Consider the following 19805-nt stretch of genomic DNA (forward strand, 5'->3'; position numbering starts at 1 on the left):
ATGCGACAGGTCGGATGGCGCGTCGTGCCGCTCGCCCTGTGCGTGCTCGGCGTGCTGCTGCTCGTGGTTGGCGCGACCGGCTTCGTGCTCTCGACGCAGGACCGCCCTGCCGGGCACGGGCTCCACGCCGCGGTGCGCTCGGCGCAGCTCGGGGCCGCAGCCGAGGAAATCCGCGAGCGCGCCGCGATCGCCGAGCGCGCGGTGATCGCCGAGCACGAAGCCGCCGCGGCGGCGCACGCTGCCGATCGCCCGGCCGATCCGCCGCGGGGGCAGCGCGTGTGGACGGCATCCTCTGCCCAGGCATCCGGGGCGGACGGCTATGCGCGTGTGCGGGCGGCGCTGGATCTGGTCGGCGGCGGCGACGTCGGCCTGGAGGAGTCCTCGTCCTGCGCCGGGGGCACGGCTGCGGCCTGTGCGAACAGCAACGGCTACATCAAGTACCGGTCCGATGTGGCGTCCTGGAGCGAGAGTCGGTTGAACTGGGCCATGGCGCATGAGCTCGCGCACATCCACCAGTTCCGGGTGTGGGGAGCGCTGAACGACTCCGACGGGTACCACCGCCTGTTCGGCGGGGATCCGGAGTTCCTGGCCAACTGCATGGCCCTGGTGCGCGGATACGCCGGCACGGTCGGGTGCGATGCGGATCAGCAGGTCTGGGCATCGGCCATCTGGGTCGGCGTCGTCCGCTGACCGGTACGATTTCAGGAGGGAGGTCGACGTGGGTCGGACAGCGGATGCCATCGCAGAAGGCGTGGCGATCGCGACGGCCGCGACCCGGTTGGCGGTCAAGAACCACATCCTCGTCGGCACGATCGCGCAGGGCGGGGTGTTCGACACGGAGCGCTACCTGCAGGATGCCCGCGAGTCGCTGCTCGCGATGGCGAAGGAATCCGAGGATGCCGCGGTGCTGGTCACCCAGCTGCGCAAGCGCGCCCGCGGCCGGCACTCCGATCCCTCGGGGACGCACGACTACCGCGACCGCGATGTGCGCAACCTGCGCCGTCGCGCGCGGCAGTCGACCGGTGTCGCCACCCGGCTGAGGGCGATGGCCGAGGACGACCAGAAGATGCTCGCTCTGGTCGAGGAGGCCCGATCGGCCGCCTGGGCGGACGTGCGGCACAACCTCGATCGACGCCTGCGCGTCGAGGGGATGCGGCCCGATCAGGACCCGGATTACGACACGATGCGCGAGGCGCGGATGCAGGCGCTGCGCCTCGTCGACCTGCAGGCGCTCTCATCCGAGCAGCGCGCGCGCCGCAAGCGCGAGTCAGAGGCGGATCCGGCGTCCGCGTGACCCGCGCCCGCGGGGGTGCTCAGGCCTCGTCGAACAGGCTGCGGAACTCGCCGTAGCCCTCGGCATCCAACCGGGCGACGGGCACGAAGCGCAGCGCCGCCGAATTCATGCAGTAGCGCAGTCCGCCGGCGGCGGACGGTCCGTCGGGGAAGACGTGGCCGAGGTGGCTGTCCGCTCCGGACGAGCGCACCTCGGTGCGCTCCGACCACAGGCTTCGATCTGTGCGGGTCGTCACGGCATCGGCGCCGATCGGACGGGTGAAGCTCGGCCAGCCCGTTCCGCTGTCGAACTTGTCGGACGAGGAGAACAGCGGCTGTCCGGAGACGACGTCCACGTAGATGCCCGCCTCATGGTGGTCCCAGTAGGCGTTGCGGAAGGCGGGCTCCGTGCCGTCCTTCTGGGTGACGCGGAACTGGTCATCGGTCAGCGCGCTCAGCGCCTCGTCGGTCTTGCGGTACTCGTGCGACATGATGCTCTCCTTGTCCGACGTCGCTGGCTGCGCCGTCTTCAGGGTCAACAGCGGGTCGGCGGGTTTTGGTCCCGCGAGCCTGGGAGCGCGCTGTGACTTGCGCGCTGCTCGGGGGATCAGGGCGTGATGTCCGCTCGATTCGCTCCGGCGTGCATCCTCATGTATTCTTGACGACGGCCCGGAAAGCGTTCTGCGGAACAGGCCATGCGCCCGTAGCTCAATGGATAGAGCATCTGACTACGGATCAGAAGGTTAGGGGTTCGAGTCCCTTCGGGCGCACACTGTGTTGAGACAGTACCGAAACCCCCGTCGCGAAAGCTGCGGGGGTTTTTCGGCGTAGCCTGGAAAAGTGACCGCCTACGTCTCGGCTTTCGACCTCTTCTCCATCGGCGTGGGGCCGTCGAGCTCGCACACCGTCGGGCCGATGCGCGCGGCGCTGGATTTCGTCGGCCGCGCCCCGACGGATGCCGTGGCTCGCGTCACGTGCACGCTGTACGGATCCCTCGGGGCGACGGGCATCGGGCACGGCACACCGGATGCCGTCGTCGCAGGCCTCCGCGGGCTGAGCCCCGAGACGTGCGATCCGGCAGAGGTGCGGCAGGCCTGGGCCGCGTACCCCGAGGGCGAGCCACTGCTGCTCGGCGGCACGACTCCGATCGCCTTCCAGGCCGATGACGTCGTGTTCGCCCCGCGGACGCGCCTGCCCGCGCATCCGAACGCCATGACGATCACCGCCTACGACGCGGATGCCGCCGTCATCGCGGAGGAGACCTACTACTCCGTCGGCGGCGGGTTCATCCGCCGCGAGGGGGAGGAGGCGCCGATCGCCGCGGCGACGCTGCCGTTCGCATACACCGACGCCGCGACGCTGCTCGAGCTGTGCGACGAGCACGGGCTGACCATCGCGGAGATCGCCAGGCGCAATGAGACCGCGCTGCGCCCTTCGGCGAGCTCAGGGACCACGGCGAGCTCAGGGACCACGGCGAGCTCAGGGACCACGGCGAGCTCAGGGGCCGCAGCGAGTTCAGCGACCGCGGAGGCCGAGGTCGCCGCCGGACTCGACGCCATCTGGGATGCGATGGCCGGCTGCGTGGATGCCGGTCTGCATGCGGACGGCGTGTTGCCGGGCATCCTGAAGGTGAAGCGACGGGCCGCAGCGATCTGTGCACAGCTGGAGGCCGCGGAGGCCGAGGGCGGGCGCGAGATCCCGGGGGAGTGGCTGGGTGCGTTCGCGCTGGCGGTGAACGAGGAGAACGCCGCGGGCGGGCGGGTCGTCACGGCGCCGACGAACGGTGCGGCCGGCATCCTCCCCGCCGTCGCGATGTACTGGTGGCGCTTCCTCGCTGACTCCGGGCTCGGATCGGGCAACGCGGTGACGCCGCATGGCGAGCTGGTCGGCAGCGCTCTGCTGCAGTCGCCGACCGAGCCCGCCGACGCCGGCGCACTCGATGACAAGGCGATCGCCGAGGCCAATCGCCGCCGCGGCATCCGACGATTCCTGCTGACGGCGACGGCGCTCGGGTCGCTGTTCAAGGCGAACGCGTCCATCTCGGGCGCGGAGGGCGGCTGCCAGGCCGAGGTGGGCTCGGCGTGCGCGATGGCCGCCGGCGGGCTTACGGCCGTGATGGGCGGCACGAACCGGCAGATCGAGAACGCCGCCGAGATCGCGATGGAGCACCACCTGGGGCTCACGTGCGATCCGATCGGCGGGCTCGTGCAGATCCCGTGCATCGAGCGGAACGCCATCGCGGCATCCACCGCCGTCACAGCGGCGCGGCTCGCTCTGCGCGGTGACGGGCATCACTACGTCTCGTTGGATGCCGTGGTCGAGACCATGCGGCAGACCGGGCTGGACATGTCGACGAAGTACAAGGAGACCAGCGAGGGCGGTCTCGCGGTCAACGTCATCGAGTGCTGATGGACTCGATCTGGGCGCCGGGAAGCCGGCGCAGGCGCGAGCAGCCCGTGGTGTCGGTGCAGCCAGTCGAGGACGCGCCGGTCACCGCCGGCCGATGGCCGGTCACGATCCCGGCGGTGGACCAGGTGCTGCGGGAAGGGGTCGATCTCGCGCCGGGCGTCACGTTCCTCGTGGGCGAGAACGGCAGCGGCAAGTCCACGATCGTCGAGGGGGTGGCGATCGCGTACGGGCTGTCGCCGGAGGGCGGCTCGCGGAACGCGATGCACCGCACGCGTCCGACCGAGTCGCCGCTGTCGGACTGGCTGCGGCTGCAGCGCGGAGTCGGTGCCAGCCGGTGGGGCTTCTTCCTCAGGGCCGAGACGATGCACTCGTTCTACACGTACCTCGAAGAGAACCCGTCGATGAGCAGTCCCGATGTGCCGTTCCACGAGATGAGCCATGGCGAATCATTCCTCGCTCTGCTCGGCAGCCGGTTCCAGGACCCCGGCTTCTACTGTCTCGACGAGCCGGAGGCAGCGCTGTCGTTCCAGTCCACGCTGACGCTCATCACCGTGCTGCAGCGGATCGTCGACGAGGGCGGCCAGGTGCTGTGCGCGACGCATTCTCCGGTGCTGGCGTCGCTGCCGGGCGCCCGCATCCTCGAGGTCGGCGAGTGGGGCATCCGCGAGGCGGTGTGGGAGGACCTCGAACTGGTGAGGCACTGGCGGTCGTTCCTGGACTCGCCGCCGCGTTACCTGCGACACCTGTTCGACGGGTGAGTGCGGCGAGGTCGTAGGGTGGCCGGTATGAGCGAGCAGACGGCACCCAGGCGCCGCGGCCGTCCGCGGGGGCGATCGGATGCGCGTGTGCGCATCATCGCGTCCGCGGTCGACGAGTTCGGCGACCACGGGTACGACGGGTCGACGGTCCGCTCGATCGCGGCGAGGGCCGGTGTGGATTCGGCGCTCGTGCACCACTACTTCGGGACGAAGGCCGACCTCTTCGCCGAGGCCGTCGGGATGCCGCTGCGGCCGGACGTGGACGTTCCGGCGATTCTGGCCGGTCCTGCTGACGAGGTCGGCGTGCGGCTGGTGCGCTACGTCCTCGAGGCGTTCGAGGACCCGGACGTGCAGCGCCGTGGTGTCATGCTGATGCGCACCGCGATCGGCAGCAGGCTGACGACGCCGATGCTGGCCGGGTTCCTCTCCCGCGAGCTGATCGGCCGCATCGCGCGGGCGCTGGACGTGCCGGATGCCGTGCTGCGCGCGAGCCTGGTCGCCTCGCAGATCGCCGGGCTGCTGCTGACGAGGTACGTGCTGAAGTTGCCGACGCTGGCGTCGGCATCCATCGACGAACTGGTGGAGCGGATCGGCCCGACCGTGCAGCGGTACTTGTTCGACTAGATCCTCTTGACGCGGAGGGCGCTCCGGAGAACAATTCATCGCATGATGAATAAAGCGGTCGAGATCACGGGCCTGCGCGTGCGCCGGGGCAGGACGCAGGTGTTCGACGGCGTCGATCTGGCGATCCCGCGCGGCGAGATCACCGGGCTGCTCGGACCGTCCGGATGCGGGAAGACCACGCTGATGCGCTCGATCGTCGGCGTGCAGCGGATCGCAAGCGGTGACGTCACAGTGCTCGGCGAGCCGGGCGGATCGCGCAGGCTGCGGCGTCGTGTCGCGTATGGAACGCAGGGCGCGGCCGTCTACGGAGATCTCAGCGTGCGGCAGAACCTGTCGTACCTGGCCGGGCTTCTCAATGCGCCGCGCGGCGACGTCGATCGGGTGATCGACGAGGTCGGGTTGCGGGCGCAGTCCGGGCAGCTGGTCGATTCGCTCAGCGGAGGTCAGGAGACGCGGGTGTCCCTCGCCATGGCGCTGCTCGGTTCGCCGGAGGTGGTCGTGCTCGACGAGCCGACCGTGGGGCTCGACCCGGTGCTGCGAGCGGAGCTGTGGGGGCTGTTCCGGGGGCTCGCCGATCGCGGAGTGACGATGGTGGTATCGAGTCATGTCATGGACGAGGCGCTGCGGTGCGATCGACTGCTGCTGATGCGGGCGGGGCGGATCATCGCCGACACGACGCCGGCGCAGTTGCTCTCCGACACCGGGGCGGAGGATCCGGATGCCGCGTTCCTCACCCTGATCGAGCGCGATCAGCGGGAGCATTCGACGTCGCGCAGGGCGGCGCGAGGGGAGGCGGGCGAATGAACGGCCGGAGGCTCGTCGTCACCGCTGGTCGGGTGCTGACGCAACTGCGGCACGATCCGCGCTCGATCGCGCTGATGCTCATCGCGCCGAGCCTGCTGGTCGGTCTGTTCGCCTGGCTGTTCAGCGACCAGGACGGGGTGTTCGATCAGTTCGGCGGGGCGATCCTGGCACTGTTCCCGTTCATCGTGATGTTCCTCATCACGTCGATCACGACGCTGCGTGAGCGGCGATCGGGAACGCTGGAGCGGCTGATGACGACGCCGCTGGGCAAGGCGGACTTCATTCTCGGGTATGCGCTCGCGTTCGGACTGATGGCGCTGCTGCAGGCGGTGGTGACGGTGTCGTTCGCGGTGTGGGTGTGCGGACTGGATACCGATGGCCCGTTCTGGCAGCTCGGCCTGGTGGCGGTCGTGGATGCCCTGCTCGGCACGGCGCTCGGGCTGCTGGCCAGTGCCTTCGCGCAGACGGAGTTCCAGGCGGTGCAGTTCATGCCGCTTCTGGTGTTCCCGCAGATCATTCTGGGCGGGCTGTTCATGCCGCGCGATCAGATGCCCGACGCGCTGTACGCGATCTCGGACTGGTTGCCGTTGAGCTACGCGATCGACACGGTCAATGCCGTCACCCGCGGCGACGCGGGGTGGGATGTGTTCGGTCCGCTGCTGATCGTCGTCGCCTTCGCGGTCGGTGCGCTCGTGCTCGCCTCGCTCACTCTGCGGCGTCGGACGCCGTAGGGCGACGAAGGCGCCGGTGCGACCATGCGCGACCGGCGCCTTCGGATGCTCACTCCACCGACGCGGGCGGCGGCGGGGGAGCGGTGGTGCTGGACTTCGCCTGGGCCGCCGTGGCGACGGGGGCAGGGGTCTGAGCCTGCGCGACGCCTTCGCCGATGCCGCGACCGACGGCCTGGCCCTGGATGATGGCGGCGAGGTCGAGGCCGGTGGCCGAGCTGACGCTGTCGAACACGGACTTGAGTGCCTTCGCGCTGTCGCCGCCGACGACGCTGGAGGCGCCGTCCTCGCCCGTGCTGCCGATGATCGAGACGTTTCCGATGGCCGCGTAGCCCTTGGCGAACTCGCCCATCATGGTCGGGAGCACGTCGATCACGCGCTGCGAGAGGAACGCATCCTGGTTGGAGGCGATGGCCTTCGCTTCGGCCTCGACGGCAGCGGCGCGGGCTTCACCCTCGGCGCGGATCGCGTCGGCCTCTGCGCTCGCGCGCAGGCGCCGGGCTTCGGATTCGGCTTCGGCGAGAGCGCGCAGGGCCACGGCCTCACCCTCGGCCTTGGCCTGCGCGGCGGTCGCTTCACCCTGTGCGCGGGCTTCGTCGGCCTTCGCCTGCTGCTCGGCGATGCGGGTGCGGGCCTCGGCCTGCTTGACCTGCTCGATCGCTGCGGCCTCGGCGGCGCGCTCGCGGGTGTAGAGCTCGGCCTGCGCCCGGGTCTCGGCCTCGTAGCGCTGGGCGTCGGCGACGCGCTTGACGTCGGCGTCGAGCTGAGCCTGCTTGTTCTCGGCCTGCTGCTGGAGAACGGCCTGCTCGGCCTGCGCCCTGGCCAGGTACTCGGCCTGCTCGGCCTCGGCGCGTGCACGGCCGATGCCAGCATCCGCGTTGGCCGTGTTCGTGTCGAGCGCGGTCTGCTCGATCAGGTTGGCTTCCTTGTTGGCGATGTTCTTCTGGTTGATCGCACGGTCGGCGTTGGTCTGCGAGATCTCGGCCGCCTGGCGCTTGGCCTGGATCTCGGGGGCGCCGAGTGACTGGATGTAGCCGACCGCGTCGGTGATGCCCTTGATCTGGAAGGAGTCCAGGATCAGGCCCTGCTCGGCGAGCTCCTGCGAGACGTCGGCGGCGATCTGGTCGGAGAACTTCTTGCGCTCGCGCATGAGCTCGACGACGGACAGCGTTGCGACGATGCCGCGCAGCGCGCCCTCGAGCTGCTCGGTGGTGAACTGCTCGATCGCGGCATCCTGCGACGCGAAGCGCTCGGCTGCGCGGCGGACGTACAGCGGGTCGGAGCCGATCTTCACGATTGCGACGCCGTCGACGTTCAGTGTGACGCTGTCGAGCGACTGGGCCTCGGCGTTGAGGGAGACCTGGCGCGAGCGCAGCGAGATGATCTCGTGGCGCTGCGTGATCGGGTTGACGAGGGACTTGCCGTTCACGATGACCGTGACGGGCGATTCGGACATCTCCGAGCTGCTGGTGCCGTCGGCGGCGACGATCGCGCGCTGCACCTTCTGCTTGCGTCCAGAGATGACCAGCGCCTCGTCGGCGCGTGCGACCTTGATCCAGCTGCGTGCGAACAGCAGTGCGATCAGGGCGAAGACGATCAGGATCACGACCCCGATGCCGACGAGAACGAGGATGCCGACGAGTCCGGCGAGCTCCATGGTGTATGTCCCTCCCAGTCGAACCGCGGACGTCGCGGCGACTACATATGGCTTCGACTATGCCAGATCGAATGCCGCGCACGCGTTCGGGATCCCGTCGCGGCGGTGCCTACTGAGAGCGCAGCCGCTCCGTCAGGGTGAACAGGGTGCGGAGCTCGTCGTCGTCGAGGTTCGACATGCGCTCGGCGATCGAGCGTCCGTGGACCAGGGCGATGCTCCGGAAAGCGCGCGCCCCGGCATCCGTCGCGCGGATCAGTGCACCGCGGCCGTCCTCGGGGTCTGGGTGCTTCGTGACGAGATCGCGAGTCACCATCCGGTCGATCAGGCGCGAGACGCTGGGCTGGCTGATCAGCATGTTCTGGGTGACGTCGCGCAGGCGCGCCGTCATGTCAGGCGCGCGTGTCACAGTGAGGAGCACGTCGTACTCCGCCTGGGCGAGATCGGTTCCGTCGAAGTCGGCGGCCATCCTGGCGAACAATTCGTGCTGCGCGCGGAACAGGCTCTCCCATGCGGCGATGGCCAGGTTCCGGTCGGTCACGATCTCAGCGTAGCGGCAACGTGAAGGGCCGGTCGGAGAGGCTTCCGACCGGCCCTTGTCCCTTGCACCAAGAGTGTCCTGCAATCACATGCGGTGGATGCCACAGCAAACATTCACCGTGCGATCACTCTATAACGGGCCGGTAACGAATGCAACGGTTTGATCACGGAATTTTGGGCCGCGGCCGCGTCTCCGATTCAGCGTGCTTCGCTGAATCGGAGCATCTGCTGATCGGTCAACACGAGCGACCGTGCTCCCATGGCCTCGTCGAGCTGCTCCACCCTGCTTGCGCCGACGATGGGGGAGAGGCCCTGACCGAGCAGCCAGGCGAGCACCACCTGATTGGGTGTGGCGCCCACTTCTCTCGAGGTCTCCTCCAGTACATGGAGCACCCGCTCGGTTCCGGGGTGCGCGTAGCCCGCCGAGAAGGGGCGGTCCTCGCGGGTGTAGCCGCCCATCATCAGCGGCGTGTAGCACCAGAGTCCGAGGCCTTCCGACCGTGCGAAATCCAGATCGTCCGGAGTCAGCAGCTTGTGGCCCGCCTCCGGCACCGACGTCCCCGGCCGGGGCTGCGCGAGAGAGTGCCGCAGCTGCAGGGCGGACCACGGCTCGACGCCCTGCTGTCGGGCGAGATCGCGCGCCTGCTGGACACGCCAGGACGCATGATTGGCGGCTCCGATCCGCGTCGCGCGCCCCTCGGCTACTGCTTCGCCGAAACCGGCCACTGTCTCCGAAAGGCTCACGCTCCGGTCTTCGGCGTGCGCCCAGAGGAGATCCACGTGATCGATCCCCAGCCGGTCGAGACTGCCATCGAGGCCTGTTCGGATCGCGCTGGCGGAGAGCCCTTCCGCGCTCTCGGGCCAGGAATGCGCCACCAGGGGATTCTGTCGGACCTTGGTCGCGACGCCGATCGTCGACCGCACGCCAGGATTCGCCCGGAACCATGCTCCGAGCACGCGTTCACTGGCTCCGCCGACGCCGCTCGGGTCGTTCCAGAAGGAGTAGCAGTCAGCGGTGTCGAGCCAACGCCCGCCGGCTTCGACGAAGCGGTCCAGCAGACGGAAGGCGGTGCGTTGCTCCACGCGCGTGCCGTGGTCCATGGTCCCGAGAACGATCTGAGGGGTGTCGAATGAAGTCGTCATATCGCCATGCTGGATGCTGGAGCGCGCTCCAGGTCAAGGGGCCGCGACACTGTCGATCGCGAGATGCCCTCCGTTCGACCGGGTCGATCGGAGGGCATCGGTCAGCCGTCGACTCTCTCCGCGTAGTAGGCGATCTTGTCGTCCAGAACCCCGATCGCGAGCTCGATGCGCGCGATCCGCTCCTGCAGCTCGCTCCGATGGTGTCGGAGAAAGGCGACACGGTCGGAGGCATCGCCCTCGCCTCGGAGCAGCGTGGTGAACGCCCGCAGTTCCGATATGCCCAGTCCGGCATCCCGCAGGCAAGTGACCAGACCGATCCAGAACTGATCGTCCTCTCCATAGACCCTGCGGCCGCCGGCCGTCCGCTGGATCGGTCCTATCAGTCCTTCCCGCTCGTAATAGCGCAGGGTGTCGAGCGACACGCCAGCGCGCGTCGCTGCGGCGTGGGGGGTGAGGGTGTGTGACATGGGCACCTTCTTCTCGCGCCGGTGGCTGCCGTAATCGGATTCGGGGACCTGCTGCGCGCTCCACGCCAAGGCGTCGATGTGCGTCACCTGTGGGCTACGGTACCTGCTGCGTCTTCCGCTCGCTGCGATCAACGGATGGGCCTGGGCAGGTCCATCCGATTCGGTCGCGTCGACGCGGGCGCACGCTACTGCTGCGCATCGACGCGACGCCCGAGGCGATGGCGAAGCACCCTCATCGGTCTTCAGGGCAGGAGAATCTCCCGCAGTCCTTTCCCTGGCCGCGCGACTCCAGGCGTGATGCTCGCCTGTTCGAGGACATCGTGCGACGCGCCTCCGGAGTCGTGGTGATCGACTCCGGAGGCGCGTCACAGATTCTCCGCGATCACACGACGGTGAAGCGCACCGCCATCCACGGGGTGCCGGGGAGATCGATCGTCGGGCGGCTGGCATCCTGCGAGCCGCCGTCGGCCTTTGCCATCGTGAAGGTTCCGATCGGAGTGATCGTCATGTTCCACGTGTCGATGACGTCGGCCTTGAAGGTGCGCCCGTTGCCGCTCGGCAGGATCGCTTCCCACGAGGTCGGGGCGCTCGTGCCGAAGTACTTCATGTAGTACACGTTGTCGACGCCACCGATGTCGTAGCCCCAGTCTGGCTGGAGTGCATTGATGCCCGTGGCGGGACCGTCCTGCATGATCTGCTTCAAGAACGCGAGGCGTGGCGCGCTGGTGCCGTTGAGGACCCCGCCCTGGCCCAACCATGAGGTGCTCGGGCTCTTGGCTTCGTTGAGTGTCTCGCCGTGGCCGCAGTACGTTCCACCGACGAACGTGTTCCAGAACCGGTCGGTCATCTCCTCGCCCGAGAGCTGGCCCCAACGCGCATCGATATTGCCCTCGTAGGCGACCTCGTCGAACACGACTGGCTTCAGTGCGAACTGCCGGTGCAGATGCGCCCGGATGCCGTCCATGGCGGCGCCGCCGCTCTGGATGCTGGCATGCGTCACCCAGTCCTTTCGCGCGTCGTAGTAGATGTTCTTGTTGTGGATCGAGCGCAGTCGGCCGTGCGGGTCGACGGTTTTGAGGAATCCGCCCAGGTGATCCCAGTCCTCGAGCGTCTTGGTCTCGTTGTCGTCATACTCGTTCGCCATCGACCACCAGACGTTCCGGTACGCGCCGAACCGCGCGGTGATGTAGCGCACGTACCTCTCGTCGTCCGCGCGCGCCATGTCGGAGAATCCGATGTCGGCCTTGTACGGCTGGAACAGCACGACGTCGGCTTGGATGCCCAGCTGCAAGAGGCTCGCGATCCGGCTCTCGTACAGGCGGAAGTAGGCCGGATCGAAGCGCGTTGCGTCCCAGTCCCGCGGACCCGGCCCGGTGCGCACGAACGGGTCGACAGCCTCGGACGGGACGTTCGGGAAGAACAGCATACGGATCTTATTGAACGGCGACGCGCCGAGCGTTGCGAGCGTGGTCTGGACCTTTTCCTCGGGCTGCTGCGCCCAGGAGTAGGACGTCGTTCCGATCTGGTGGTACGGCGAGCCGTCCGCGTACACGAAGTGATAGCCATCCGGCGACACCTGCACGGGCCCATGGTTGCCCTCGGACGGGTCGACGACCGTGACCGTGCCCGACTTGCGCATCGACCGGACGTTGCTGTCGATGCTCCACTTCCATTGGCCGGTCTGCGGCGGCGAGAAGCGGATGCGGTAGATGCCGTCGCCGTCGTAGAAGCCGGGCACCGTGATGCTCTGGTCTGCCAGACGGAACACGCCGGCGAGCACGACGTCGACGAACGGATTGCCCTTGTCCGGTCCCTTGACCTCGATCTCGTACAAACCCCAGCGCTCGACGGCCGACGGCTTGGCCACTGGCCGAGTCTGGGTGGTGGTGGCCGCGTTCGCTCCGGTGGGGAGCCCGACCGCTGCAGCGGCGCTGAGCACCGCTGCTCCGGTCAGGACGGTTCTACGCGTGATCTCCATCGATCATCCTCTCGATGCTCTCTCGTGATGTGGACGAGCGTCCTCGCACAGAGTACAAAGCGATGAGTATTCTCGCTAGGCCGAATGGTTATGCAGTGAATGGATCCCCGAGATGCGGCGCGCCGGGCTTGCCGCGCAAATTGTGAGGACATTAGAATGTGCAAGCATTCAACGACGAACGAAAGACTCCCATGCAGTCCTCGAAGAAGAAACCCACCCGCTCCTCCCCGGCGTCCGCACTGGCCCTCGTCCTCGTCGCATCCATGTCCATGACTGGATGCGCGTCATGGAACACGCAGATCGCAGGTAAGCCCGCCCCGATCGCGTCGCCGGCGCCGGAGGCGTTCACCCCCGACCAACTCGAGGAGGTGTACGAGTCCGACCGGACGGTCGACTATGTCCCGCTGCTCGCCGGGTTCGCCACGCTGGAGGCGAGCTATCCGGAGGTTCTCGCGGAGAACCTCGCCAAGACGCTGGACATCAATCGCAACGCCGACGCCGAAGAATCGGCTGCGGCGATCGTCGACGAGTACGGTGACATGTCGTACACGATGGGCGACGCGCTGGGCGAGCGACTCGGTGAGATCTATCAGCGAGCGTGGACGGAGGGCCGTCTTCCCAAGACTGTCGAGCTGATCCACAAAGACGGCGGCCGCGCGCAGAGCGAGTCGACCAATCCGTCGAAGAACTACTTCGACTACGACCGGCCGTACATCGTCGCACCGGATGAGGTGGTGTACCGCGATAAGGAAGGTGGAGACGCGTACAGCTCGACGAGCGGTTCCTACCCCAGTGGACACACCAACCAGGCCTTCTGGCAAGGGACTCTGCTGGCCACGCTGCTGCCCGAGCTGTCGGCGCAGATCTTGGCGCGCACGTCCGAATCCGGCAACTACCGCGTGGTCATGGCGATGCACTATCCGCTCGATGTGATGGGCGGATGCATGATGGGGCAGGCCGCCATCGCCAAGCGCTGGGCCGATCCGGAGTTCCGCGAGCTCCTCGAGGCGGCCAGCGCTGAGCTGCATGCCGTCATCGAAGCCGATTGCGGCGCGGTTCTCACGGCATGCATCGCGCAGGACACCGCGTACATGAAAACGAAGGATGCCGAAGAGCTGTACCGGGACCGACTCACGTACGGCTTCGACCAGATCGGGCAACCCGGCGTGCCGATGGACGTTCCGCGTATTGCGGCGGCCCTGCTGATCTCGAGTCACCCTGACCTCACCGAAGCGCAGCGCATCGACGTGCTCGAGCAGACCGCGATCGATTCCGGCTACCCGCTCGATCTCAGCGTGCACTCCACCGCGTCATGGCAGCGAATCGATCTGGCGGCGGCCATGAGCGCTCACGTGACGGTGGACGGCAAGGGGCGCGTCCACGTGAACAGCGGCAAGAGCTGAAGCGTCGAACGGGCCCGGGCCGCGGATGGCATCATCCGCGGCCCGGGCTGTCTGCACCCGCTCAGGTGTCGTCCTGGCTCAGCTGGCGGTCGTATGCCGGCATCAGACGAGACGAAGGGCCGCCCACGACACGGCGGGCAGATCGAGCGACAACACGCCTTCGGCGACTGCTGCGTCAGCTGTCCGGACGCCCACGCGCTCGCTATCGGTCAGCGTGTTCGCCGCATAGATGTCCGCATCGTGTAGCAGGTGCGACTCGGCGACGGTGACGTCGCGTCCGAGTTCCCGCACGAGTGGCGCGAGGTCGATGTGCAGGGCTGCGGCATCTCGGACGGAACGGTTCACGACGAACAGGGAGACGCCATCCTCGTCGATGGTCGCGACCGCGTTCACGGCCGGCACGTCGCCGAGCTTCGTCGATGCCACGGTGGCGCCCGTCACGGGAACGCTCACCGCTCGGCCCTGAGCGAGACGCGACGTGATCGAGAACGGGAAGAACGTGGTCTGGCGCCACGCCGGGCCACCAGGCTCTGTCATGATCGGCGCGATGACGTTGACCAGCTGAGCGAGCGAGGCGCTGCGCACGCGGTCGGCGTGCTGCAGGAGCGTGATGAGCAGGTCGCCGAACACGACGGCATCCAGAGCGCTGTACTGATCCTCGAGCAGACGGGGCGCCACTGGCCACTCTCCGCCCTTGAACTCGTGGCCCGATTCCGTGCCGTCCTCCTTGAAGAGGTACCAGACGTTCCACTCGTCGAACGAGATCATGATCCGCTTGTCGCTCTTCTTTGTGGCGGCGACTGCGTCGGCGATCGCGACGACCGACTCGATGAAGCGCGCCATGTCGGCCCCCGAGGCGAGGAACTCCTGCGCATCGCCGTCGTGCTCCTGGTAGTAGGAATGGCAGGAGATGAAGTCGACGTCGTCGAACGTGTGCTCGAGCACCTGCCGCTCCCACGTTCCGAACTTCGGCATGTCCCGCCCCGAGGATCCGCAGGCGACCAACTGGATCGTGGGGTCCAGCATCCGCATCGCCTTGGCGGTGCGCGAGGCGAGCTTGCCGTAGTCGTCGGCATTGCGGTGCCCGACCTGCCACGGGCCGTCCATCTCGTTGCCCAGGCACCACATCTTCACTCCGAACGGAGAGGGTCGCCCGTTCGCTGCTCGTTGATTGGTCCAGGACGTCCGGGTGTCCGCGTTCGCGTACTCCAGCAGATCGAGCGCCTCCTCGGTGCTCCGGGTGCCGAGGTTCACCGCCAGCATGAGTTCGCTGCCGACGCGGTCCAGCCACGCCTGGAACTCGTGCAGGCCGACCTCGTTGGTCTCGGTCGAATGCCACGCGAGATCCAACCGGCGCGGGCGGTGTTCGACCGGCCCGATGCCGTCCTCCCAGCGATACGCTGAGACGAAGTTGCCGCCGGGGTAGCGGATCGTCGAGACTCCGAGCTCCTTGACGAGGTCGATGACGTCCGTGCGGAAACCCTCATCGTCCGCGGTCGGATGGCTCGGTTCGAAGATGCCGTCGTAGATGTGGCGCCCGAGGTGCTCGACGAATCCGCCGAAGATCCGGCGGTCGATATCGGCGATCGTGCGGCTCGGGTCGAGGCGGGCGTTCGCGGTGCTCTCAGTGGTCATGGTCGTCCTTCCACGGATTGGTCAGCAGATCAGGCGGATTCGTGGCGCAGCAGGAGCGAGGTCGTCCCGGCGCGTGCGGGCAGGCGGTGGCGGGGCAGGACTCCAGGTCCGCAGGTCGCCGTTCCCACGCCGGACTGGGCGAGATCGATCGACACGAACGTTCGGCCGTCGTCGGGCAGCTCCCAGTTGTGTGCCGCAGCCGCGAGCGCCTGGCGACTGTGCCTCGACACGGTCAGTGCGAACGGCTGGTCGAGCGCGCGAATGTGCAGGACGCCCTGCTCGGTGCGGATCCGCGCGTCGCGTACGCCCATCCTCGAACCGCTCTCCTGCGGGCGCACGTTGTCGACCGTGAGATCGTCGGCGTCCAGGTCCCACCACCCGAACCGCGCACCGGAGCGCAGGTCGGGGTAACTCGGCATCGGTCCGAGCCCGGCGATCGCGGCGCTCAGCGGCGCCGAGGCGAGCACGAGGTCCAGGCCCAGCCTTGCCCATTCCGTTGTCCAGGTATCGTTCGGATCGAGCTGCGCATCCAGGCGAACGCCATCGGCGACGGCGGTCCAGGTGAATCGCGCGTCGACGGCGCTGTCCAGGATCGGCGTGCCGGTTCTGGTGCGGACCACGAGCGCCGCGCCCTCGACGGAGATGTCCCGCACGCGGGTCATGAGCCGGTCGATGCCCGCTGCCCGCCATCTCTCGGCATACGGGGGCAGGTCGGGTTCGTCGTCCCCGAGGTCCCGATCATTGTCCGTCGGCGCGCGCCACAGGCCGACCGTCGGTCCGGCGACGTCGATCCCGCCCAGGCGGGTCAGCTGCCCGGTCACCGGGTCGAATCGTGCGGCCCCCACCTGGTCCTCGCACGCATCGACGGGGGACGGGGCGGCTATCAGGGGCTCCGCGGCGCGCACCTGCTGCCCGCTGGTGAGGACGTGTCCCGCCGCGGCCCACGGGGCATCCGACCGGGTGACGGCCTCGATCGTCAGGACGTCGGCGATGCGCGCCGTGGCATCCGTCCGGCATTCGATCGGAAGGTCGATGACGACAGACGATCGCGCGGCGCAGGTCCCTGTTTCGAGGTCCCAGGAGCCGATCAGCTCTCCGTCGACCACCCGTGTCGCGCGCAGCAGCACGTCGTCGAGACCGAGTACGTCGAACCTGTTGCCGATGCGTGCGGTGCGCCGATCCGTGCTGACGTCGATCGTGACCGGTGCGATCACCGCTGCGTAGTGCAGCAGCCCTGGCCGAGGATTGCGTTCCGCGTCGACGAGTCCGTCGATGACGAAGTTGCCGTCGTGCACCACCTCACCGAAGTCCCCGCCGTACAGAATGCGCGTCGTGCCGTCGGGATCGTCCACAGCGATGCCGTGCTCGATCCACTCCCAGACGAAGCCGCCCGCAATCCGCGGGTACTGCTCGAACAGGTCCCAGTACTCCTGCAGGCCGCCGGGTCCCGTGCCCATGGCGTGCGCGAACTCGCACTGCAGGAAGGGCAGTTCGAGGCGGTGCAGTTCGGCATCCGTGGCATCCATCGGCGCAGGCCGCAGGCCCTCCTCGCCGATCGCACGCACCTCGTCATGCGGCGCGTACATGCGCGAGTACACGTCGACGTAGCGGCTCTCCCTGTCTCCTTCGTAGTGGATCAGACGGCTCGGGTCGGCGGCCTTCGCCCAACGGGCCATGGCCTCGAGATTCGAGCCCGCATGCGCTTCGTTGCCCAGTGACCACATGATCACGCTCGCGTGGTTCTGATCTCGGCGGACCGTGCGCCGGATGCGATCCAGGAACGCGTCACGCCAGATCGGGTCGGCGCTCGGGTTGCCGCGCCAGCCGACGTGCTCGAAGCCATGGGTCTCCAGATCGCATTCGTCGATGATCCAGAACCCGAGTTCGTCGAACAGATCGAGCACGTCCGGGTGCGGCGGGTAGTGCGACGTGCGCACGGCGTTGATGTTGTGCCGCTTCATGAGCAGAAGCTCCTCGCGGGCGACGTTGCGATCGAACACGCGACCGTGCCTCGCCCTGTGCTCGTGACGGTTGACGCCGCGTAGCATGATCGGCACACCGTTCACGAGGAGCTGGGAGCCTGCCACCTCGATGCGGCGGAAGCCGAGTCGCAGCTCGACGGTCTCTGCCGCGGTCGTGATGACGGCGTCGTAGAGTCGAGGACGCTCGGCCGACCACGGATCGACATCGCCGACCTCGATCGCTCCGCTGGCGGGCCGGTCGATCCCCAGCTCGGGGATCAGCACGCGCGCGTCGCCATCGGCTTCCACGTCGAGCAGCAGGGTCCCGGCCCCGGTCAGCGGGTCGTAGTCGGGACGGGCGAAGACATCGCGGATCCCCCCGGCCGGTCGCGCCAGAAGCGCGACGTCTCGGAAGATGCCCGGCAGCCACCACATGTCCTGGTTCTCGAGGTAGGTCGCGTCGCTGAACTGCGCCACTCGCACGGCCAGACGATTGATTCCGAAGATCAGGATCCCGGTGACATCGAACTCGTGAGTCAGTCGACTGCCGCGCGTCGTCCCGAGCAGGACGTCGTTCAACCAGATCTCGGCCGCCGATTCGATGCCGTCGAAGCGCAGCCACTGCGCCTCATGAGCCAGGACGTCGGCATCCGCTTCGAAGTCGTATCGGTAGTCGCCGATCGGGTTCGCATCCGGCGGGTAGGGCGGGTCGACAGGGAACGGCATCTGCACGTTCGAATAGGAGGGGGAGCCATAGCCCTGCAGATTCCAGTGACCGGGGACCTCGATATCGCCCCAGTCGGCGGTGTCGGCGCCGCGCCAGTCGGCGGGTGCGCTGCGCAGCGTGGGCGAGACACGGAATCGCCAGCTGCCGGCGAGTGACTGCTGCGGCGCGTCGGAGTGCAGTCGTGCCCGAGGCGGAAGTGAGCCGGAGCCGGGGCGGGTGGTCGCGATGTCCATGGATTCCTCAGCGATGAGATGGGTCAGGCGGGCGTGTCGGACAATGATTGTCAACTTTGCAATAATGTCCTAACATCATATCAGCGCCCGGTTGTCGAACCCGTTGCAACGGACGCATCCACAGCATCGAAAACGTTAGTGAACTCGACAATGACGTTGGCCCGGATCCTCCGGGTGAAAGGAATTCCAATGAAGCGTTCAGGTAAGACCCCGTTGCGGTTCTCCATCGCGGTGGCCGCTGTTGCGGTCGGCGCGGTCGCACTCGCGGGCTGCAGCGGCTCGACGGATGCCGGTTCGTCCGACGAGCCCATTCAGTTCTTCCTCTCGGGGGATGCGAATCAGGGCGGCGGCTACGCCCACATGGCGGAGAAGTATGAGGAGGAGACCGGGGTCAAGGTCGAGATCGTCGACATCGCCAACGACGACCTCGCCACCAAGCTGCGCAACTCCGCTCAGGCGAACGATCTCCCCGCGATCGCCAGGGTCGGCTCCGTCGACCCCGTGTGGCGCGGCGCGACGGCCGATCTGACCGACATCACCGAGGGGAGCGAGATCCGCACCGAGCTGAGCGACTGGGACGGCGACAAGGTCATCTCCCTCCCGTCGGACATCACGGCGGTCGGGCTGTTCATCAACAAGACGCTGTTCGACGAGGCCGGTGTCGCGTACCCGACCAGCGAGGACGACATCTGGACGTGGGACGAGTACGTCGCCGCGGTCAAGCAGGTGCAGGCGGCTACGGGTACCAGCTACGGCATGGTCATGGACAAGTCCTCGCACCGCCTCAAGGCGTTGATGTATGAGTTCGGCTCGGACTACTTCCAGCCGAACGACGACGGCGAATTCAGCACGAACGACGACACGACGCGCGCCCTGGAGTTCTTCAACGGCCTGAACGACGACTCGTTCATGCCGCGCTCCGTCTGGCTCTCGGATGCCGACGGCAACGCACTCTTCAAGAGCGGTGACGTCGTCTCCTACGTGTCGGGCTCGTGGCAGATCGCTGACTTCTCGGTCAACATCGCCGACTTCGAATGGGCGTCCGTCTACATGCCGACGGAGAAGGAGCGGGCCACCAACTACGGCAACGCGGCCTCGATCGTCGTCTTCGAAGGTCCGCAGCAGGAGGCGGCGCACGACTTCATCGAGTGGCTGTACGAGCCGGAGAACTACACCGAGCTCTCGGAGACGTCGTCGTTCATCCCGGCTGTTGACGGACTGGACATCCAGTACACGGCGCACGCCGACGCGTTCGACATCTACAACCAGGACATCGCGGCATCCCCGGCCATCGTCGGCGACATCAAGGCCATGGAGCTGCAGTACGGTGCCCAGGGCGTGACGACCGACGGCGACCCGGTGCGCGACGAGACGGTCAAGTATCTCAACGGCGAGCAGGACGTGGACGCGACGATCGAGAACATCAACGCGCAGTTCACCGACCAACTGGGCGCACTGGAGGAGTGAGC

At 67.7% G+C, this 19805-nt stretch carries 17 protein-coding genes and 1 tRNA gene; 10 read left to right on the forward strand and 8 right to left on the reverse strand.

Annotated elements, in window-relative coordinates:
- Nucleotides 1–690: a hypothetical protein gene (locus ACWAT3_RS06580; protein WP_460796892.1), complete on the forward strand. Its 690-nt coding sequence runs from the start codon at nt 1–3 to the stop codon at nt 688–690.
- A 28-nt stretch (nt 691–718) separates the two neighbouring features.
- Nucleotides 719–1294, forward strand: coding sequence for an asparagine synthase (locus tag ACWAT3_RS06585; RefSeq protein ID WP_460796894.1), 576 nt, complete (start codon nt 719–721; stop codon nt 1292–1294).
- Nucleotides 1295–1313: 19 nt separating this feature from the next.
- Here the strand turns inward: ACWAT3_RS06585 and msrB are convergent, their stop codons facing one another.
- Entirely contained in the window at nt 1314–1763 is a 450-nt protein-coding gene (gene msrB, locus ACWAT3_RS06590) for a peptide-methionine (R)-S-oxide reductase MsrB (protein ID WP_460796896.1), read from the reverse strand.
- Between the two features lie 206 nt (nt 1764–1969).
- On the opposite strand from msrB, the gene ACWAT3_RS06595 reads away from it, so the two are divergent.
- The 6 genes from ACWAT3_RS06595 (at nt 1970) to ACWAT3_RS06620 (ending at nt 6598) form a co-directional block, all read left to right on the forward strand.
- Nucleotides 1970–2042, forward strand: a tRNA-Arg gene (locus tag ACWAT3_RS06595).
- Nucleotides 2043–2112: 70 nt separating this feature from the next.
- The gene (locus ACWAT3_RS06600; protein WP_460796898.1) at nt 2113–3681 is read left to right on the forward strand and encodes an L-serine ammonia-lyase, iron-sulfur-dependent, subunit alpha; all 1569 of its coding nucleotides are present in this window, start codon (nt 2113–2115) and stop codon (nt 3679–3681) included.
- Complete coding sequence (locus ACWAT3_RS06605; RefSeq protein ID WP_460796900.1) at nt 3681–4439, forward strand: AAA family ATPase; 759 nt, start codon at nt 3681–3683, stop codon at nt 4437–4439. Before ACWAT3_RS06600 ends, ACWAT3_RS06605 begins: the two co-directional genes overlap by 1 nt.
- A 27-nt stretch (nt 4440–4466) precedes the next feature.
- Entirely contained in the window at nt 4467–5063 is a 597-nt protein-coding gene (locus tag ACWAT3_RS06610; protein ID WP_460796902.1) for a TetR/AcrR family transcriptional regulator, read from the forward strand.
- 42 nt (nt 5064–5105) lie between these two features.
- Nucleotides 5106–5867 (forward strand): ABC transporter ATP-binding protein, encoded by a 762-nt coding sequence (locus ACWAT3_RS06615; RefSeq protein ID WP_460796904.1) that lies wholly within the window; start codon nt 5106–5108, stop codon nt 5865–5867.
- Nucleotides 5864–6598 carry an ABC transporter permease gene (locus tag ACWAT3_RS06620; protein ID WP_460796906.1) on the forward strand — a complete coding sequence of 245 codons (735 nt, stop codon included), beginning with the start codon at nt 5864–5866 and terminating at the stop codon, nt 6596–6598. The genes ACWAT3_RS06615 and ACWAT3_RS06620 overlap by 4 nt, the downstream gene beginning before the upstream one ends.
- Nucleotides 6599–6647: 49 nt before the next feature.
- Here ACWAT3_RS06620 and ACWAT3_RS06625 read toward each other — a convergent pair whose 3' ends face one another.
- From ACWAT3_RS06625 to ACWAT3_RS06645, 5 genes are all read right to left on the reverse strand, one after another.
- Nucleotides 6648–8252 carry an SPFH domain-containing protein gene (locus ACWAT3_RS06625; protein WP_460796907.1) on the reverse strand — a complete coding sequence of 535 codons (1605 nt, stop codon included), beginning with the start codon at nt 8250–8252 and terminating at the stop codon, nt 6648–6650.
- A 109-nt stretch (nt 8253–8361) separates the two neighbouring features.
- Nucleotides 8362–8790: a MarR family winged helix-turn-helix transcriptional regulator gene (locus ACWAT3_RS06630; RefSeq protein WP_460796909.1), complete on the reverse strand. Its 429-nt coding sequence runs from the start codon at nt 8788–8790 to the stop codon at nt 8362–8364.
- Nucleotides 8791–8987: 197 nt separating this feature from the next.
- The gene (locus ACWAT3_RS06635; RefSeq protein WP_460796910.1) at nt 8988–9932 is read right to left on the reverse strand and encodes an aldo/keto reductase; all 945 of its coding nucleotides are present in this window, start codon (nt 9930–9932) and stop codon (nt 8988–8990) included.
- Nucleotides 9933–10033: 101 nt separating this feature from the next.
- The gene (locus ACWAT3_RS06640) at nt 10034–10399 is read right to left on the reverse strand and encodes a MerR family transcriptional regulator (RefSeq protein ID WP_460796912.1); all 366 of its coding nucleotides are present in this window, start codon (nt 10397–10399) and stop codon (nt 10034–10036) included.
- 382 nt (nt 10400–10781) lie between these two features.
- Nucleotides 10782–12377 carry a DUF5060 domain-containing protein gene (locus ACWAT3_RS06645; protein WP_460796914.1) on the reverse strand — a complete coding sequence of 532 codons (1596 nt, stop codon included), beginning with the start codon at nt 12375–12377 and terminating at the stop codon, nt 10782–10784.
- 191 nt (nt 12378–12568) lie between these two features.
- Between ACWAT3_RS06645 and ACWAT3_RS06650 the strand changes: the two genes are divergently transcribed.
- The gene (locus tag ACWAT3_RS06650; RefSeq protein WP_460796916.1) at nt 12569–13780 is read left to right on the forward strand and encodes an acid phosphatase; all 1212 of its coding nucleotides are present in this window, start codon (nt 12569–12571) and stop codon (nt 13778–13780) included.
- A 102-nt stretch (nt 13781–13882) separates the two neighbouring features.
- Here the strand turns inward: ACWAT3_RS06650 and arfA are convergent, their stop codons facing one another.
- Together arfA and ACWAT3_RS06660 are read right to left on the reverse strand one after the other, a co-directional pair.
- Nucleotides 13883–15415 (reverse strand): arabinosylfuranosidase ArfA, encoded by a 1533-nt coding sequence (gene arfA / locus ACWAT3_RS06655; RefSeq protein ID WP_460796918.1) that lies wholly within the window; start codon nt 15413–15415, stop codon nt 13883–13885.
- Nucleotides 15416–15444: 29 nt separating this feature from the next.
- Nucleotides 15445–18336, reverse strand: a complete 2892-nt coding sequence (locus tag ACWAT3_RS06660; RefSeq protein ID WP_460796920.1) for a glycoside hydrolase family 2 TIM barrel-domain containing protein — start codon at nt 18334–18336, stop codon at nt 15445–15447.
- A 189-nt stretch (nt 18337–18525) separates the two neighbouring features.
- On the opposite strand from ACWAT3_RS06660, the gene ACWAT3_RS06665 reads away from it, so the two are divergent.
- The gene (locus ACWAT3_RS06665; protein WP_460796922.1) at nt 18526–19803 is read left to right on the forward strand and encodes an ABC transporter substrate-binding protein; all 1278 of its coding nucleotides are present in this window, start codon (nt 18526–18528) and stop codon (nt 19801–19803) included.
- Nucleotides 19804–19805 lie beyond the last annotated feature (2 nt).

The sequence above is a fragment of the Microbacterium sp. GXF0217 genome, from assembly GCF_054798195.1.

Excerpts from the sequence above, each read along its gene's own strand:
- msrB (WP_460796896.1), bottom strand. The coding sequence starts at position 1,763 with ATGTCGCACGAGTACCGCAAGACCGACGAGGCGCTGAGCGCGCTGACC.
- ACWAT3_RS06660 (WP_460796920.1), bottom strand. The coding sequence starts at position 18,336 with ATGGACATCGCGACCACCCGCCCCGGCTCCGGCTCACTTCCGCCTCGG.
- ACWAT3_RS06620 (WP_460796906.1), top strand. The coding sequence starts at position 5,864 with ATGAACGGCCGGAGGCTCGTCGTCACCGCTGGTCGGGTGCTGACGCAA.
- ACWAT3_RS06580 (WP_460796892.1), top strand. The coding sequence starts at position 1 with ATGCGACAGGTCGGATGGCGCGTCGTGCCGCTCGCCCTGTGCGTGCTC.
- ACWAT3_RS06615 (WP_460796904.1), top strand. The coding sequence starts at position 5,106 with ATGATGAATAAAGCGGTCGAGATCACGGGCCTGCGCGTGCGCCGGGGC.
- ACWAT3_RS06625 (WP_460796907.1), bottom strand. The coding sequence starts at position 8,252 with ATGGAGCTCGCCGGACTCGTCGGCATCCTCGTTCTCGTCGGCATCGGG.
- ACWAT3_RS06605 (WP_460796900.1), top strand. The coding sequence starts at position 3,681 with ATGGACTCGATCTGGGCGCCGGGAAGCCGGCGCAGGCGCGAGCAGCCC.
- ACWAT3_RS06650 (WP_460796916.1), top strand. The coding sequence starts at position 12,569 with ATGCAGTCCTCGAAGAAGAAACCCACCCGCTCCTCCCCGGCGTCCGCA.
- ACWAT3_RS06635 (WP_460796910.1), bottom strand. The coding sequence starts at position 9,932 with ATGACGACTTCATTCGACACCCCTCAGATCGTTCTCGGGACCATGGAC.
- ACWAT3_RS06645 (WP_460796914.1), bottom strand. The coding sequence starts at position 12,377 with ATGGAGATCACGCGTAGAACCGTCCTGACCGGAGCAGCGGTGCTCAGC.
- arfA (WP_460796918.1), bottom strand. The coding sequence starts at position 15,415 with ATGACCACTGAGAGCACCGCGAACGCCCGCCTCGACCCGAGCCGCACG.
- ACWAT3_RS06665 (WP_460796922.1), top strand. The coding sequence starts at position 18,526 with ATGAAGCGTTCAGGTAAGACCCCGTTGCGGTTCTCCATCGCGGTGGCC.
- ACWAT3_RS06640 (WP_460796912.1), bottom strand. The coding sequence starts at position 10,399 with ATGTCACACACCCTCACCCCCCACGCCGCAGCGACGCGCGCTGGCGTG.
- ACWAT3_RS06610 (WP_460796902.1), top strand. The coding sequence starts at position 4,467 with ATGAGCGAGCAGACGGCACCCAGGCGCCGCGGCCGTCCGCGGGGGCGA.